The following is a 15,034-nucleotide window of genomic DNA, read 5'->3' on the forward strand; positions in this document are numbered from 1 at the left end:
CCGGGGCGCTGACCGGGCAGCCGATCAGGCAGCGGACCGGACAGCGGATCGGGCAGCGAATCAGGCAGCGAATCAGGCAGCGGGCCCTCGGGAGGATCCGGAGATCCTCATCGAGCTCTCCGGGTACTCCTTCCAGTACCGCGCGCAGTCCGCTCCGACCCTGCGGGACATCGACCTCGTGGTGCGCCGCGGCGAGAAGATCGCGATCGTCGGGGCGTCCGGCTCCGGCAAGTCCACGCTGATCAGCGCGATCAACGGGATGATCCCGCATCGCCACCGCGGCACCCCCACCGGCACCGTGCGCGTCGCGGGCACGGACCCGGCCGCGGTGCCGCTGGTGGAGACCGCCGCCGTGATCGGCACCGTCCTGCAGGACACCAGCGGCCAGTTCGTCGGCCTCACCGTCGCCGAGGACATCGCCTTCAGCCTCGAGAACCAGCAGGTCCCGCACGCGCAGATGCCCGCGCGGGTGCGGGAGGCGGCGGCCCTCGCGGGGATCGAGGACCGTCTGGCATCCTCCCCGCGCGACCTCTCGGGCGGCCAGAAGCAGCGGGTCGCGATCGCCGGCGTGCTCGTCGACGACGTGGAGGTGCTGCTGCTCGACGAGCCGCTCGCGAACCTCGATCCCGCCACCGGGCGCGCCGCCGTGGAGCTCCTGGACACGCTCCACCGCGACCACGGCCGCACCGTCATCGTCGTCGAGCACCGGCTCGAGGACGTCCTGCACCGGGACGTCGACCGGATCGTGCTGATGGCCGACGGCCGGATCGTCGCCGACGCCCCGCCGGACGAGATCGTCGCCTCCGGCCTGCTCGAGGCGCACGGCATCCGTCCTCCCCTGCACGTCGCCGCCCTCGCCCATGCGGGCGCCCCGGTGACCGCCGCGCAGCGGCCCTCCCGCATCGGGACGCTCGCGCTGACCGAGCAGCAGATCGCGGCGGTCCGCCGCTGGGTCGCCGAGGCCCCGTCGCACGCGACCCCTGCGACCGCCCCGTCGGACGCGACCCCGACGGACGGATCCACGCCCCAGGCCGCCTCGTCGGCCCCCGCGCCCGCGCCGCCCGCCCTCGAGCTCGAGGACGTCTCCTGCGCCCTGCCCGCCGGCGGCGGAGAGCTCCGGCTCGCGCTCGACGGCGTGAGCGCCCGCATCCGCCGCGGCGAGATGATCGGCCTGCTCGGCGCCAACGGCGCCGGCAAGTCGACGCTCGCACGCACCGTCTGCGGCTTCGAGCGCGCGACCGGCGGCACCGTGCGGATCGGCTCGGCCGACGCCGCCTCCTGGAGCCTCGCCGAGCGCGGCGCCCATGTCGGCTTCGTGCTCCAGGAGCCGGGCCAGATGATCTCCCGGCCCCTCATCGCCGAGGAGATCGCGCTGGGGCTGCGCGCCCGCGGCGCCGACGAGGCGACCGTCGCCGAGCGCACCGAGCGGATGCTCGAGGTGTGCGGGCTGCGCCCCTTCCGGTCCTGGCCCGTCTCCGCCCTCAGCCACGGCCAGCGGAAGCGGGTCACCATCGCCTCCGTGCTGGCCCTCGAGCCCGAGGTCCTGATCCTCGACGAGCCCACCGCCGGCCAGGACTTCGCGCACTACACCGAGTTCATGGAGTTCCTGCGGGACGTCAACGCCCTGGGCACCACGGTCGTGCTGATCACGCACGACATGCATCTCGCGCTCGAGTACGCGGACCGCGTGCTCGTCATGGCCGACGGCCACCTGCTGGCCGACGCGGACCCCGCCCGGGTGCTCGTCGACCCCGACCTCACCGCCCGCGCGAACCTCGTCACCACCGGCCTGCACGCCCTCGCGGAGCGCTGCGGCATCGCGGACCCGCATGCCCTCGTGCGACGGTTCGTGGACGTCGACCGCGCCGCCCGCGCCGACCGCACCGCCCGACGGGCCGCGGGAGCGCAGGAGGCGGACCGATGAGCGCGCCGCTGCTGGGCTACATCGACCGCCCCGGGCCGCTGCACCGCCTCTCCGGGGTCTCCAAGCTCGCCCTCGTCCTCGGCGTGGTGATCGGCGCGATGATCGGCTTCGACGTGCGCTACCTCGCCGCCGTCGGCGTCCTCTCGGCGGTGCTGTGGGCGCTGTCGGGGGTGCGCCTGCGCGACCTCGCCGTCGTGCTGTGGCTGATCGCCGTCTTCATGACGCTGAACAGCATCGGCATCTTCCTCTTCGCCCCCGGCTACGGGTCCGAGCTGTTCGGCACCCGCCATCTGCTCGTCGACGGGCCCGGACGCTGGGACCTCACCCTCGAGCAGCTCTATTACCAGGGCGCAGTGACGCTGAAGTACCTCGCGGTGCTGCCCTCGGTGCTGCTGTTCGTCACGACCACGAGGCCGCCCGAGTTCGCGTCCTCGCTGGCACGGATCGGCGTGCCCTATCGCATCGCCTACGCGGTCTCCCTCGCGCTGCGCTACATCCCGGACGTGCAGCGAGACCTGCGCACCATCTCCCAGGCGCAGCAGGCGCGCGGCATCGACACCTCCCGGGCGGTGCCCCTGCGCACCCGGATCCGGAACCTCGCCGCCGTGCTCATGCCCCTCCTGCTGGGCACCTTCGACCGCATCGAGACCGTCTCCACCGCGATGGAGCTGCGCGGCTTCGGTCGGGGCCGACGACGCACCTGGTCGGTGCGGACGCCGCTGCGCCCGGCGGACGCGGCGATCATCGCCCTCGCCGCGGTGCTCGTCCTCGTTCCGCTCCTGCTGCTGGGGGCGAACGGCGGACGGTTCTGGAACCCCTTCCTCTGAGACCGCAGCGCACCGCGCGACTGCCGGAGCCGAGCCCCGGGGAGTGATCTCAGTCCACGAGCTATCCCGTCCCACCTGACCCCACGCTGAAGCGCCGAGTTTCTGACCAGGTTCGACATCGGCAGCGCGAGCAGCGACGAGTCAGAGGCTACCGTCAGCCTCTTGGAACTCGACACCTCATCGCAAATCCAACACCAAAGCATTCGCATCGACACCCCTCCCATCTATGCTCTGCTATCCTTTACCCCATGCACTCCACCCGAGGCAGCCTTTCCATACTCGCCCTCCTCGCAACCGTGTCACTGACCGCATCGGTCACCATAGGTGCCCAATACGAGACAGAGAAGGCTGGCACTATATACAATTGCAGCTTTGTCGCCCCGGAGCCCAGCACATATGATCACACGCCCCTGGTCGCATGCGGATACGGAGTCCCTTCTCGGCTCTTAACCTCGAGCGGAAAACTCAATTTGAGCCTATTTACCAACAAGCAGGGAAAGCAGTCAGGCTCGGCTCGCACGACGGGATCCAGCTCCAGCGCATACCGCATCGAGCGAGACTACGGAGGGCACGCTGACTCCTATTGGAAACTCGCAAAAAACAAGAAGGGATCTCAGTCCGGATGGTCAGTACGGCAAGACGGTACCATTAGAGACACCAAGAATGGGATAAAGTTCAGCATGGCCCTCGGAGAACAGCATTCCTCCCGCAATGAGGATGCCGACAGGAATATCACATGAGCGGTCCCGTGTCGGAATCAGCTCTCGACGCCCCCGACGACGACGCGGCCTTCGAGGCGGCCCTCGAGACCCTCGAGCGGAAGGGCGCGACCGTCCGCCTGGTGTCCTCGGTCGACGGACGGCGGGTGGTCACCTCGGCCGGACGCTCCGTGCACACGGTGGCCGCCGCCTACGCCACCGAGGCGCTTCTCGCATCCCTCTTCCTCGAGCTCGAGCAGGGCCTGCCCGTCTTCGCCGTCGCGGACGACGACGGAACGCTCACCGCGCTGAAGGGCTGGGCCGACGCCTCCGGCCGGCAGCACGTCGAGGAGGTCGGGATCGACGACGTCCCGTCCGACGCCGTGCATCGCCTCCCGGCCCTCACAGCGCTCGAGGCCCTCCTCCCCGAGCTGATGGACGCCGAGGCGGCAGCCGATACCGCCGATGCCTCCCCCATCATGCTCAGCCTCCTCGCGAACGCCGCTCTGGATGATCTGCTCGGAGCGGAGAAGCTCGAGGAGCTCCTGCACACGGTGACCCGCCGCCAGGACGGGTACCCCTTCCCGGCCTACGGCGCGCTCGCCGGTGCAGGTCGCCTCGCCGTCGCCGACGCCACCCAGGGCATGCTGCGGATCCGGAGCGAGCTGGAGACCTGCGTCGAGCTCTTCGCCGAACGCTGGGGGACGCTCGTCCACCTCTCGCCGGCCGACGCCTTCCTGGAGCTCCGTCCCGACCCCGCCCTGACCCCGGGGTTCGGACGGGCCTACCATCCTTCCGCGCACATGCTGGGCGACTGGCTGGAGCTCAGCACGGCCGAGCTCGCCGAAGGGCGGGGCCAGCTGATCATCCTCGGCCGACGGGTCGCCGAGGACACCGAGGCGGTCGTCGAGCAGGGCAGGATCGTCCCCGCGCGGCCGATCACCGAGAACCCGTGGTACCTGTGGATCATCGACACGCACGTCGTCACGAGGATCCGACTGCGGTCGCATCCGCGACCGCCGGAGCCGAGCCCCGGGGAGTGACTCAGCCCCCGACGACGACCTCGGCGAGGACGTGCGCGTGGTCGCTCGCGTGCACGCCGTCGACCTGGTGGTCGCGGGCGGCGTAGGTGAGGACCTCGGCGCCCCGCACGAGGATCCAGTCGATCCGCTCCCCGCCCTCGACGGCCTCGCCGTAGTCGGGGAAGGTGCCGATGTCGGGGCCGTCCTGCGCGGCGGCGACGTCGTGGGCGTCCGCGTAGCCGGCGTCGCGCAGGACGCGCCACGGGATGCTGTCGCCCCCGGCGGCGTTGAAGTCGCCGGTGAGGATCACGGGGGCACCGCGGGACTCCTCCCGCAGACGCTGCGCGAGCAGCCCGGCGCCCTTCTCCCGGGCGGTCTCCCCGCCGTGGTCGAGGTGGGTGGTCGCCAGCACCAGCTCGACGCCCGTCGCGCGGTCCCTCGCCCGCGCCCACACGGCGACCCGCGGGTAGCGCCCGTCCCAGCCGACGGCGCCGATGCGCCGCGGGTCCTCGGCGAGCCACAGCTGGTCCCAGTCCAGGACCTCGAAGCGGTCCAGCCGTAGCCAGAGCAGCACGTGCTCGCCGCGGCCCCCGCCCTCGCGGCCGATGCCGAGCCGCAGGTGGGTGGCGCGGAGGAGCTCATCGAGCACGGGGATCTGCGCGAGGGCGACCTCCTGGACGCCGATGACGTCGGCGTCGACGGAGCGCAGGAGATCGGCGAGGACCCTCGCCCGATCCTCCCAGCGGTCGGCCTCGCCGGGGGCGACCCCGGGGATCGCGGTGCGGATGTTCTGGGTGAGGACGCGGATCGGGGACGGCGCTCCGGCGAGCACCTCGCGGATCGCGGCGAGGGTCGCGGGGATGCCGGCACGGGCCGCATCCTGGCGGCGGGCGATCTCCTCCTCCGCACGGTCCCCGTAGCGCTCCGCGAAGGCCTCCTGGAGCAGCGGGGTGGTGCGCGTGTACTCGGTGAGCTCGGTGCCGCCCGGCACCGGGCGCAGGCGGTAGCCCCATTCCGCGCGGCCGGGCCCCACGGACCAGGCGAAGTGCGCGCCGGGCACGTCGGCGATCACCTCGGAGGTCGTGCTCCACTCGCGCTCGGGGGTGCGGTTGTGGCCGACGAAGCGGGCGCCGACGCCCCGCCGCGCGTCCTCCCACTCGCAGCGGCGGCACTGGGGGCTCCACTCCCCCGTCCGGGTGACGTCACTGACCAGCGCGTACACCTCCTCCGGGGAGGACGGCACGATGATCGACTCCTGCAGCTCGTAAGTCATGCGGCCATTGTGCCCGTGCCCCGACCGGATGCCTCGGCGGACGGTGCACTAGAACGCCAGGGCACGGGTATGCCGGCGGACGGGAATGCAACGGGCCCCGACCCTCCGGAGAGGATCGGGGCCCGCCGTGCGCTCGGGTGGAGCGACGCGATCAGCCGTGCGGCTGGATCACATCATGCCGCCCATGCCGCCCATCTCGTCGCCGCCCATGGGGGCCTTGACGGGCTCGGGCTTGTCGGCCACGACGGCCTCGGTGGTGAGGAACAGGCCCGCGATGGACGCGGCGTTCTGCAGCGCGGAGCGCGTCACCTTGACCGGGTCGAGGACGCCCGCCTCGAGCAGGTTCTCGTACTGGCCGGTCGCGGCGTTGAGGCCCTCGCCGACGGGGAGGCTCTTGACCTTCTCCGCAACGACGCCGCCCTCGAGGCCGGCGTTGACGGCGATCTGCTTGAGCGGGGCCTCGATGGCGATGCGCACGATGGTCGCACCGGTGGCCTCGTCGCCCTCGAGCTCGAGAGCGGAGAAGGTGTCCTTGCCGGCCTGCAGCAGGGCCACGCCGCCGCCGGCGACGATGCCCTCCTCGACCGCGGCCTTGGCGTTGCGCACGGCATCCTCGATGCGGTGCTTGCGCTCCTTCAGCTCCACCTCGGTGGCGGCGCCGGCCTTGATGACGGCCACGCCGCCGGCCAGCTTCGCGAGGCGCTCCTGCAGCTTCTCGCGGTCGTAGTCGGAGTCCGAGGACTCGATCTGCGAGCGGATCTGCTTCACGCGGCCGGCGATGCGCTCGGCGTCGCCGGAGCCCTCGACGATGGTGGTCTCGTCCTTGGTGACGACGACCTTGCGGGCCTGGCCCAGCAGCTCGAGACCCGCGGTCTCCAGCTTGAGGCCGACCTCCTCGGCGATGACCTGGCCACCGGTCAGGATGGCCATGTCCTCGAGCATCGCCTTGCGGCGGTCGCCGAAGCCGGGGGCCTTGACGGCGACGGACTTGAACGAGCCCTTGAGCTTGTTCACGACCAGGACGGCCAGGGCCTCGCCCTCGACGTCCTCGGCGATGATCGCCAGCGGCTTGCCGGACTGGATGACCTTCTCCAGCAGCGGCAGCAGGTCCTTGACGGAGGAGACCTTGGAGGAGAGCAGGAGGATGTAGGGATCCTCGAGCACGGCCTCCTGGCGCTCGGCGTCGGTAACGAAGTAGGGCGAGATGAAGCCCTTGTCGAACCGCATGCCCTCGGTGAGCTCCAGCTCGAGGCCCATCGTGTTGGACTCCTCGACCGTGATCACACCCTCCTTGCCGACCTTGTCGAGGGCCTCGGCGATGAGCTCGCCGATCGCCGGGTCGGCGGCGGAGATCGCGGCGGTGTTCGCGATCTGCTCCTTGGTCTCGATCTCCTTGGCCTGCGCGAGCAGGGTCTCGGAGACGGCGGCCACGGCCTTGTCGATGCCGCGCTTGAGCGCGATCGGGTTGGCGCCGGCGGCGACGTTGCGCAGGCCCTCCTTGACCAGGGCCTGGGCCAGCACGGTGGCGGTGGTGGTGCCGTCGCCCGCGATGTCGTCGGTCTTCTTGGCGACCTCCTTGACGAGCTCCGCACCGATCTTCTCGTACGGGTCGTCGAGCTCGATCTCCTTGGCGATGGAGACGCCGTCGTTGGTGATCGTGGGGGCGCCCCAGGACTTCTCGAGCACGACGTTGCGGCCCTTGGGGCCGAGGGTGACCTTGACGGCGTCGGCGAGCTGGTTCATACCGCGCTCGAGACCGCGCCGGGCCTCCTCGTCGTAGGCAATGAGCTTGGCCATTGTGGAATCTCTCCCGTGTGGTGTGGTGTCCACCCGACCCAGTGCCCGCGACGGACGATGCTCGGTGCCGTGGTCACGTCCCACAGCACCGGGCACCTCACGGGGCCGGAATGTTCGTGGTCGGCCGACGGCTCCGCCGCCGGACGATCGCTGCACCCTCGCGGCGAGGACGGCGCCGATCGACGCTGTCACTCTCCATCGGCGAGTGCCAGATCATCATAAGCACTCTCCCCCTGAGAGTGCTAACCCCCGATGGAGATTTTTCGCGCTCGGCCGAGCGGCCGGCGAGGCCGACGCTCGCACGGCCGACGGGGCCGCCGTCGGCGCGGCCGACGGGCGGGCGCCCCGCGAACGCGAGCGGTCCCCGCCTCCGGGCATCGAGGCGGGGACCGTCATCAGCGGCTGCGCGGCGGGATCGGCGGCGTCAGCGCGGCGTCGCGAAGGCGATCAGCCCTCGTCGGAGCCGTCGCCCGAGGGCGGATCCGAGACCACGACGATCGTCACGGGCGAGTCGTACTCGTCGCTCTGGGTGGCGCCGTCGGCTCCGACGACCTCGGCGAGCGCCTCGGCGGTCGCGGCGTCGGCCTCGTCGCGGTAGAAGACGACCGGCTCCTGCTGGATGTTGTCGCCGGTGGTGACCTCGATCGACTCCCAGCCGTCGCCCTCGAGGTAGGTCTGCCAGGACCCGGCCAGGCCGTTGATCCCCGCGCCGTTGACGACGAGCACCGCGACGGACTTGTCGGCCTCGGGGGCCGGCTCCTCGGTGGCCTCCTCGGCCTCGCCGCCGGCGTCCGACGCCTCGCTCGGGGCGGTGGTCTCCGCGGCCGCGGTCGTCGGCTCGTCGGCCCGGTCGTCGGACCCGCCGCCCATGCCGCCGATCAGGAACAGCAGCACCAGGAGGGTCACGAAGGCGGCCCCGATGATGACGATGTACACGAGATTCTGGCGCCAGAACGGCTCCTCGGCGCGGTGCGCGCCGTGGAACGAGGCCGCGTCGGCCTCATCGTCGAAACGATCGGGCGGGTACGGATACTGAGAATCTGCCACGCGCCCATTAAACCCGTTGCGTCGCCGCGGTGGCGGGAGCACACGCGCCATGGGCTCGCGTTGACGCGCCGTTGGCGTGCCGTTGACGCGGGCATCTCGGACATGACCGGCAGGCCCGTCCGCGGCGGCGGGCGCATCGTCCCCGGTGGGGTGCGCTTGCGCGGATCTCGTGAAGACTGCCCGGAGGACCGCTCAGGAGTGCGCCTCAGGCCACACGGTCGGCGCCCGGGGAGGCTGCGGGCCCGCCCTCGGCGCTCACCCGGCGCGCCCGCAGGCGGTTCACGACGGCGGGGGCCTCGCGCAGCGCCCGCGGGTCGTCGAGCAGGGCGTTCAGCCGCACGTAGTAGGCGGTGCGGGACAGGCCGATCTCCTCGCGGATCGCCCGCTCCTTGGTGCCGACGTAGCGGAAGGTCCGCCCCTCGAGGGCGAGGATCCGCCGGTCCCGGTCCGAGAGCTCCGCCGTCCCGGGGGCGGGGGCGGGCGTCTCATCGGAGGGGGTCGTGGAGGGCATGGATCCAGGGTAGTCGGGCGGAGACGCGGAACCGGGGACCGCCTCACCGCTGTGAGCTGGGAGACTGTCCCCATGCCGAAGCCGCTCTCCGAGATCGTCAGCCCCGACTGGGCCGAGGCCCTCGCGCCCGTCGAGCCCGTCATCCACCGCATGGGGGACTTCCTGCGCGCCGAGACCGAGGCCGGCCGCGGCTACCTCCCCTCCGGCGACCGGGTCCTGCGCGCCTTCTCCCGCCCGATGTCCGAGGTGCGGGTGCTGATCGTCGGCCAGGACCCGTATCCGACGCCCGGCCATGCGATCGGGCTGTCCTTCGCCGTCGAGGAGCAGGTGCGGCCGCTGCCGCGCTCGCTCGCGAACATCTACCGCGAGCTGCAGGACGACCTGGGCATCGCCCCTGCGCCCCACGGCGATCTGACCGCCTGGCAGGACCAGGGCGTGCTGCTGCTGAACCGCGTCCTCACGGTCTCCCCCGGCGCCCCGGCCTCGCACCGCCGGCAGGGCTGGGAGGAGGTCACCGAGCGGGCGCTGCGGGCGCTGGTCGCGCGCGGCGGACCGCTGGTGGCGATCCTGTGGGGCCGCGATGCGCAGTCGCTCGTCCCGCTGCTCGGCGAGGTCCCGCACATCGCGAGCGCGCATCCGAGCCCGCTGTCGGCCTCGCGCGGCTTCTTCGGCTCCCGGCCGTTCTCGCGCGCGAACGAGCTGCTCGCCGCGCAGGGGGCCGAGCCCGTCGACTGGCGCGTCGTCCGCGAGGGCTGATCGGCGGCCGACGGGCTCGCGGGGCCGGCGCGCTCTCGCGGCTGGCGGGCCCGCGGGGCCGGCGGGCCCGACGTCAGGTGGACGCGGCGGTCCAGGTGAAGCTCTCGACGATCCCCTCGACCTCGGGCGAGAGCGCGGTGTCCCCGTAGGACTCGACGGAGATCTGGACGATGTCGTCGCCGTCGTCCATGCACCAGGTCTCGGCGACGGCGTCGAAGCCCGCCCGGGTCCCGGTGACGCGATGGTGGGCGGCGTCGACCCCGTCGATCGTCGTCATCTCGAGCTCCTCGGCATCCGAGGTCGAGCCGTAGTCGAACTCGAAGCCGATCCAGATCGCCTGCTGACGGCATTCGGCGACGGCGTGGAGACCGGAGTCGTAGCGGTAGACCGTGACGCTGTCGCGGACCGCCTCGTCGTCCTCGCCGAGGACGGCCTCGCTCCGGAGCAGGACCAGCTGGCCGGCGTCGATCGCGTAGTCCTCGCGCTCGCCCTCGGACCAGCCCTCGGGGTAGACGACGGTGAACCCGTCGCTCTCGACGACGGTCCCCGCCGGGGTCGTCTCCGTGCCCGTCTCCCCGCCGTCGCCGTCGCGGCCGGCGACGAGGTAGACGATGCCGCCGGTCACGGCGAGGAGCAGGAGCACGATCACCGCGAGGGCGCAGCCCACCGTGATCCACAGGCCCGTGCGCCGACGCGGCGGCTCCGGCGGGCCGCCGTACTGCCCCGCCTGCCCCTGCTGCCACGTCTGCCCGTGCTGCCCCGCCTGCCCCTGCTGCGAGGGCTGGCCCTGCCAGGCCGGCTGCGAGGGCTGGGCGAAGGACGCGGGCCCGCCCGTCGGCATCGAGCCCTGCGGCGCCGCACCCGGCTGGCCGCCGGACAGCTGGCCACCGGGCTGCGGGCCGCCGGGCTGCTGGACCGTGAAGCGCCGGGTCGGGGCGAGCGGGGAGCTCGCGAAGGGCTCGGTGGGCGCGCTCGCGAAGGATTCCGTCGGACGGTCATGACCGCCCCATGGCCGCTGGTCCATCGCTCCCCCTCTCGCGCGGGCGGCATCGCCCGCGCCGTCTCCCCCGGTTCGCCCGCCATCGTACGTGGACACGGCCGGTGCGGGCCTGCCGGTCCGGGGCCCGCGCCAGTACTGTGGGCCCTTCGGACGACCGCCCGTCGGCCGGGGGCCGTCCGTCGGCCGGGCCCTCGCCGACCGCAGCACGCTCGCGGAGGATCTCATGCCCCTGAACGCCTCGCAGTTCTCCCCGCAGGGACCCGGTGTCGACTACGACCCGCACTGGTATCGGCGCGCCGTGTTCTACGAGGTGCTGGTGCGCGCCTTCGCCGACGGCAACGGCGACGGGACCGGCGACTTCACCGGGCTCATCGACCGCCTCGACTACCTGCAGTGGCTCGGCATCGACTGCCTGTGGCTGCCGCCCTTCTTCGCCTCCCCGCTGCGCGACGGCGGCTACGACATCTCCGACTACGGCGCGGTGCTGCCGGAGTTCGGCTCGCTGACCGATGTCGAGCGCCTCATCTCCGAGGCCCACCGGCGCGGCATCCGCGTCATCATCGACCTGCCGCTGAACCACACCAGCGACAAGCATCCGTGGTTCCTCGAATCCCGCTCCGACCCCGACGGCCCCTACGGCGACTTCTACGTCTGGTCCGACACCGACGAGAAGTACGCCGAGGCCCGCATCATCTTCGTGGACACCGAGGAGTCGAACTGGGCCTTCGACCCGGTGCGTCGGCAGTTCTACTGGCACCGCTTCTTCTCCCACCAGCCCGACCTGAACTTCGAGAACCCGGCCGTCCGGCAGGCGATGCTCGACGTGGTGCGGTTCTGGATGGACAAGGGGATCGACGGCTTCCGCGCCGACGCGATCCCCTATCTCTTCGAGGAGGAGGGGACCGACGGGGAGAACCATCCCCGCACCCACGAGTTCCTCGCGGAGCTGCGCGCCTTCGTCGACGAGCACTGGCCGGGGCGCGTGATCATCGCCGAGGCGAACCAGTGGCCCTCCGACGTCGTGGAGTACTTCGGCACCGAGGAGGCGCCGGAATGCCACATGTGCTTCCACTTCCCCGTCATGCCGCGGCTGTTCTACGCGCTGCGCGAGGGCAATGCCCGCCAGATCATCGAGATCATGGAGCAGACCCCGGCGATCCCGCGCGGCGCGCAGTGGGGCACCTTCCTGCGCAACCACGACGAGCTCACGCTCGAGATGGTCACCCCCGAGGACCGCTCGGCGATGCTCGGCTGGTACGCGCCGGACTCGCGGATGCGGGCGAACGTCGGCATCCGACGCCGCCTCGCGCCGCTGCTGGACAACTCGCGCTCCGAGCTCGAGCTGATCCATGCGCTCCTGCTGAGCCTGCCCGGCTCCCCGTTCCTCTACTACGGCGACGAGATCGGGATGGGCGACAACATCTGGCTCGACGACCGCGACGCCGTCCGCACGCCCATGCAGTGGACGCCCGACCGCAACGCCGGCTTCAGCGAGATCACCGATCCCGGCAAGCTCTACCTCCCGGTGATCCAGAACCTCGTCTACCACTACGCGACGGCGAACGTGGAGGCGCAGATGGCGCATTCGGGCTCGCTGCTGCACTTCGTGCGCTGGATGATCGCGGTGCGCCGCCAGCACGAGGCCTTCGGCCTGGGCGACTACCGCAGCGTCCCCGCGGACTCCGACCGCGTCCTCGCCTTCATCCGCTCCTCCGACGGCGCCGAGCACGGCGAGGAGGCCGCCGAGCATGCGGAGACGCTGCTGTGCGTGTTCAACCTCGCCCCGCATCCGGTGACGGTCTCCCTCGACGCCCCCGAGCTGGCCCGCCGCACCGTCCGCGACCTCTTCGGCGGCCACGAGTTCCCGGCCGTCGCGGAGGACGGGTCGATGACGATCACGCTGGGCACCCATGGCTACTACTGGCTGCGGGTCCGCCCGCTGAGCGCCGACGGCGAGCCCCTCACCGAGACGACCGCCATGCCGGCGCTGGCCGAGGAGCCGGCGCCGGCCGAGGAGGGGGCCGTCGGCCTCTGAGCCCGCACGGCCGACGGGGCGAGCGGAGCAGGGCGGGCGATTCGTCCGTTCCGTGCACCGGACAGTCGACGACGGGGCGTTCTGCCCGGCGGGTGATCTGGAACCCGCCGGGGCGGGATCTCCGGCATGCTCCTGGGGAGGTGTGGCACTCTCGGTGATCGGCAGATGGAGCGGGCCTCCGTCATCGCCCCGAGAACGGGCTCGATGCGGTGCGCTCCGAAGCGACGGAACGGGAGACCAGTGTGAGCACAGCGCGATCAGCGGCCGAGGAGGCACAGGACCCGGGGACCTCCCCGGAGCGGCTCCTCGAGCTCACCAACCGCCATCCGGAGCTGCAGGGCCTCATCGTCGCGAACCCGTCGTGCCCGGCCGTGGCGCGCGACTGGATCCTCGCCACGAACCCCGGGGCGAAGCGGCTCTACGAGCAGGGCGCGGCGCCCGGCGAGATCGCCGAGGCCGTCGACGCCGCCCACGCCGAGCGCGAGCGCACCGGCCAGCAGCCGGCGGTCCTGCCGTCGGCCGGGTCCCCCGCGGACCGCACGAGCCTCGGCGCCTCCGCCGGCGCCTCGGTCGCCACCGCCGATCCGTTCGACGAGGACGACGCCGCCGGGAACTCCCTCGAGGAGACCGCGACCTACACCCCCGTCTTCGACGAGACCGGGCCCTCCGCGCCGGTCAGCGAGGAGACGGCCCCGTTCACCCCGGTGTTCGACGAGACCGGACCCTCCACAGCGGTCCCGGATCCCGCGCCCGCCCCGCGCGTGGTCTCCCCCATCAGCGCCTCCGCGGAGGACGTCCGCCTCGCCGGGTACGCCCCGGTGCCGACGTTCGACGCCCCGGACCGGTCCCCGTCGGAGGCGGACCAGGCCTCCGCCTGGGGACCCTTCCCCACCGCGGCCTCCGCCGAGACCGCGGCGCCGAGCGCGCCCGCTCCGTCGGCCCCTGCTCCGTCGGCTTCCGCGCCGTCGGCCCCCGCGCCGTCGGCCGGCGGGTCCTCCTCCGATGCGCCGGCGGGCAGCGGCGTGCGGCTGGCCTCCGGCGGCGTCGTACCGCTGGGTCCCGCGGGCTCCTCGGCCGCATCGGGCTCCCCGCAGAGCCCGCAGGGATCCGCGCCGAGCCCGATGGGATCCGTCGGATCCGCCGACGCCACGCGCCCCCTCGAGAGCTACCCGGTGCCGTCGCCGGCGCCCGCGGCCCCGCCGGCCTCGCCGGCATGGGCCCCCGCCCCGGCGCAGGCGGCGCCCGGCCAGCCGACCTACGGCCAGCCCGCCCCGGGCCAGCCCGCCTACGGGCAGGCCTCCCCCGGTCAGCCGGGCGGCGGCTACGGCTACGGCCCGGCGGGGTCAGCCGCCGCGGGCGCTCCGGCGGCCCCCGGCACCGGCTACCCGGCTGCCGCGCCGTCCGGAGCGGGCTATGCCGCCGCCCCGGCGGGCGCCGCCGTCTTCGGTACCCCGCCGCCGGCCGGCGGCGCTCCGGCGGGAGGCGCTCCCGGCGCCGCTCCGGCGGACTCCGGCGAGGGCAAGGATCGTCGTCGGACCTGGATCGCCTGCGCCGGATGCCTCCTGCTCGTGCTGATCCTGGTGATCGTCGGCGTCTTCGGGGTGCGGGCCTGGCTCGGCGGGGACGACGACGGCTACTCCCGCAGCTCCGAGTCCACCACCGCGCAGAGCTCCGAGGAGGCCCCGTCCGAGGACGCCTCCGAGGAGGCCACCACGGAGCCGAGCGAGGAGGAGGACGTCTCGCCCGCCCCCGACGGCTCGCTCGACCTCACCTCCGTGCAGTCGCCCACGGGCAACATCCGCTGCTCCCTCGCCGAGGGCTCCGTCGGCTGCTCGGTCTCCGAGCGGGACTTCTCCGCCGGCGACCAGGAGGACTGCTCCGAGACCGCGTTCTCGATCGCGATCAGCTCGGGCGAGGCCGCCCTTGCCTGCGGGACCGTCTACGGCTCCGAGAGCGCGACGACCCTCGAGTACGGCAGCAGCACGACCATCGGCGAGGTGGCCTGCACGAGCCGCTCCGACGGCATGACCTGCTGGAACATCAAGACCGGCAAGGGATTCATGGTCAACCGGGACGAGTACCGGACCTTCTGACCCCAGGACCCAGCCCCAGGGCCCGACCCCCAGGACCACGACGGAGCGGAG

At 72.6% G+C, this 15,034-nt stretch carries 11 protein-coding genes; 6 read left to right on the top strand and 5 right to left on the bottom strand.

Annotation, left to right across the window (positions count from 1 at the left end; translation table 11 throughout):
- Window positions 1-103 precede the first annotated feature (103 nt).
- From ACXET9_RS02710 to ACXET9_RS02720, 3 genes are all read left to right on the top strand, one after another.
- Window positions 104-1,924, top strand: coding sequence for an ABC transporter ATP-binding protein (locus ACXET9_RS02710; protein WP_457884980.1), 1,821 nt, complete (start codon window positions 104-106; stop codon window positions 1,922-1,924).
- Window positions 1,921-2,751 carry an energy-coupling factor transporter transmembrane component T family protein gene (locus ACXET9_RS02715; RefSeq protein ID WP_457884610.1) on the top strand — a complete coding sequence of 277 codons (831 nt, stop codon included), beginning with the start codon at window positions 1,921-1,923 and terminating at the stop codon, window positions 2,749-2,751. Before ACXET9_RS02710 ends, ACXET9_RS02715 begins: the two co-directional genes overlap by 4 nt.
- Before the next feature lie 736 nt (window positions 2,752-3,487).
- Complete coding sequence (locus tag ACXET9_RS02720; RefSeq protein WP_457884611.1) at window positions 3,488-4,492, top strand: hypothetical protein; 1,005 nt, start codon at window positions 3,488-3,490, stop codon at window positions 4,490-4,492.
- Window position 4,493: 1 nt separating this feature from the next.
- On the opposite strand, the gene ACXET9_RS02725 is transcribed toward ACXET9_RS02720, so the two are convergent.
- From ACXET9_RS02725 to ACXET9_RS02740, 4 genes are all read right to left on the bottom strand, one after another.
- Window positions 4,494-5,744, bottom strand: coding sequence for an endonuclease/exonuclease/phosphatase family protein (locus tag ACXET9_RS02725; protein WP_457884612.1), 1,251 nt, complete (start codon window positions 5,742-5,744; stop codon window positions 4,494-4,496).
- Between the two features lie 168 nt (window positions 5,745-5,912).
- Complete coding sequence (gene groL / locus ACXET9_RS02730) at window positions 5,913-7,541, bottom strand: chaperonin GroEL (RefSeq protein WP_457884614.1); 1,629 nt, start codon at window positions 7,539-7,541, stop codon at window positions 5,913-5,915.
- Window positions 7,542-7,988: 447 nt separating this feature from the next.
- Window positions 7,989-8,588 carry a LytR C-terminal domain-containing protein gene (locus ACXET9_RS02735; RefSeq protein WP_457884615.1) on the bottom strand — a complete coding sequence of 200 codons (600 nt, stop codon included), beginning with the start codon at window positions 8,586-8,588 and terminating at the stop codon, window positions 7,989-7,991.
- A 205-nt stretch (window positions 8,589-8,793) separates the two neighbouring features.
- Window positions 8,794-9,099: a DUF3263 domain-containing protein gene (locus tag ACXET9_RS02740; RefSeq protein WP_457884617.1), complete on the bottom strand. Its 306-nt coding sequence runs from the start codon at window positions 9,097-9,099 to the stop codon at window positions 8,794-8,796.
- Window positions 9,100-9,171: 72 nt separating this feature from the next.
- On the opposite strand from ACXET9_RS02740, the gene ACXET9_RS02745 reads away from it, so the two are divergent.
- Window positions 9,172-9,855, top strand: a complete 684-nt coding sequence (locus ACXET9_RS02745; protein ID WP_457884618.1) for a uracil-DNA glycosylase — start codon at window positions 9,172-9,174, stop codon at window positions 9,853-9,855.
- Between the two features lie 73 nt (window positions 9,856-9,928).
- On the opposite strand, the gene ACXET9_RS02750 is transcribed toward ACXET9_RS02745, so the two are convergent.
- Entirely contained in the window at window positions 9,929-10,879 is a 951-nt protein-coding gene (locus ACXET9_RS02750; RefSeq protein WP_457884619.1) for a hypothetical protein, read from the bottom strand.
- A 199-nt stretch (window positions 10,880-11,078) separates the two neighbouring features.
- On the opposite strand from ACXET9_RS02750, the gene treS reads away from it, so the two are divergent.
- On the top strand, window positions 11,079-12,890 hold the full coding sequence (treS, locus tag ACXET9_RS02755) for a maltose alpha-D-glucosyltransferase (protein WP_457884621.1): 1,812 nt from the start codon (window positions 11,079-11,081) through the stop codon (window positions 12,888-12,890).
- Between the two features lie 242 nt (window positions 12,891-13,132).
- Window positions 13,133-14,983 (top strand): variant leucine-rich repeat-containing protein, encoded by a 1,851-nt coding sequence (locus ACXET9_RS02760; RefSeq protein ID WP_457884622.1) that lies wholly within the window; start codon window positions 13,133-13,135, stop codon window positions 14,981-14,983.
- The last annotated feature ends 51 nt before the right edge of the window (window positions 14,984-15,034 follow it).

The sequence above is a fragment of the Brachybacterium netajii (SeqCode) genome (genome assembly GCF_054114245.1).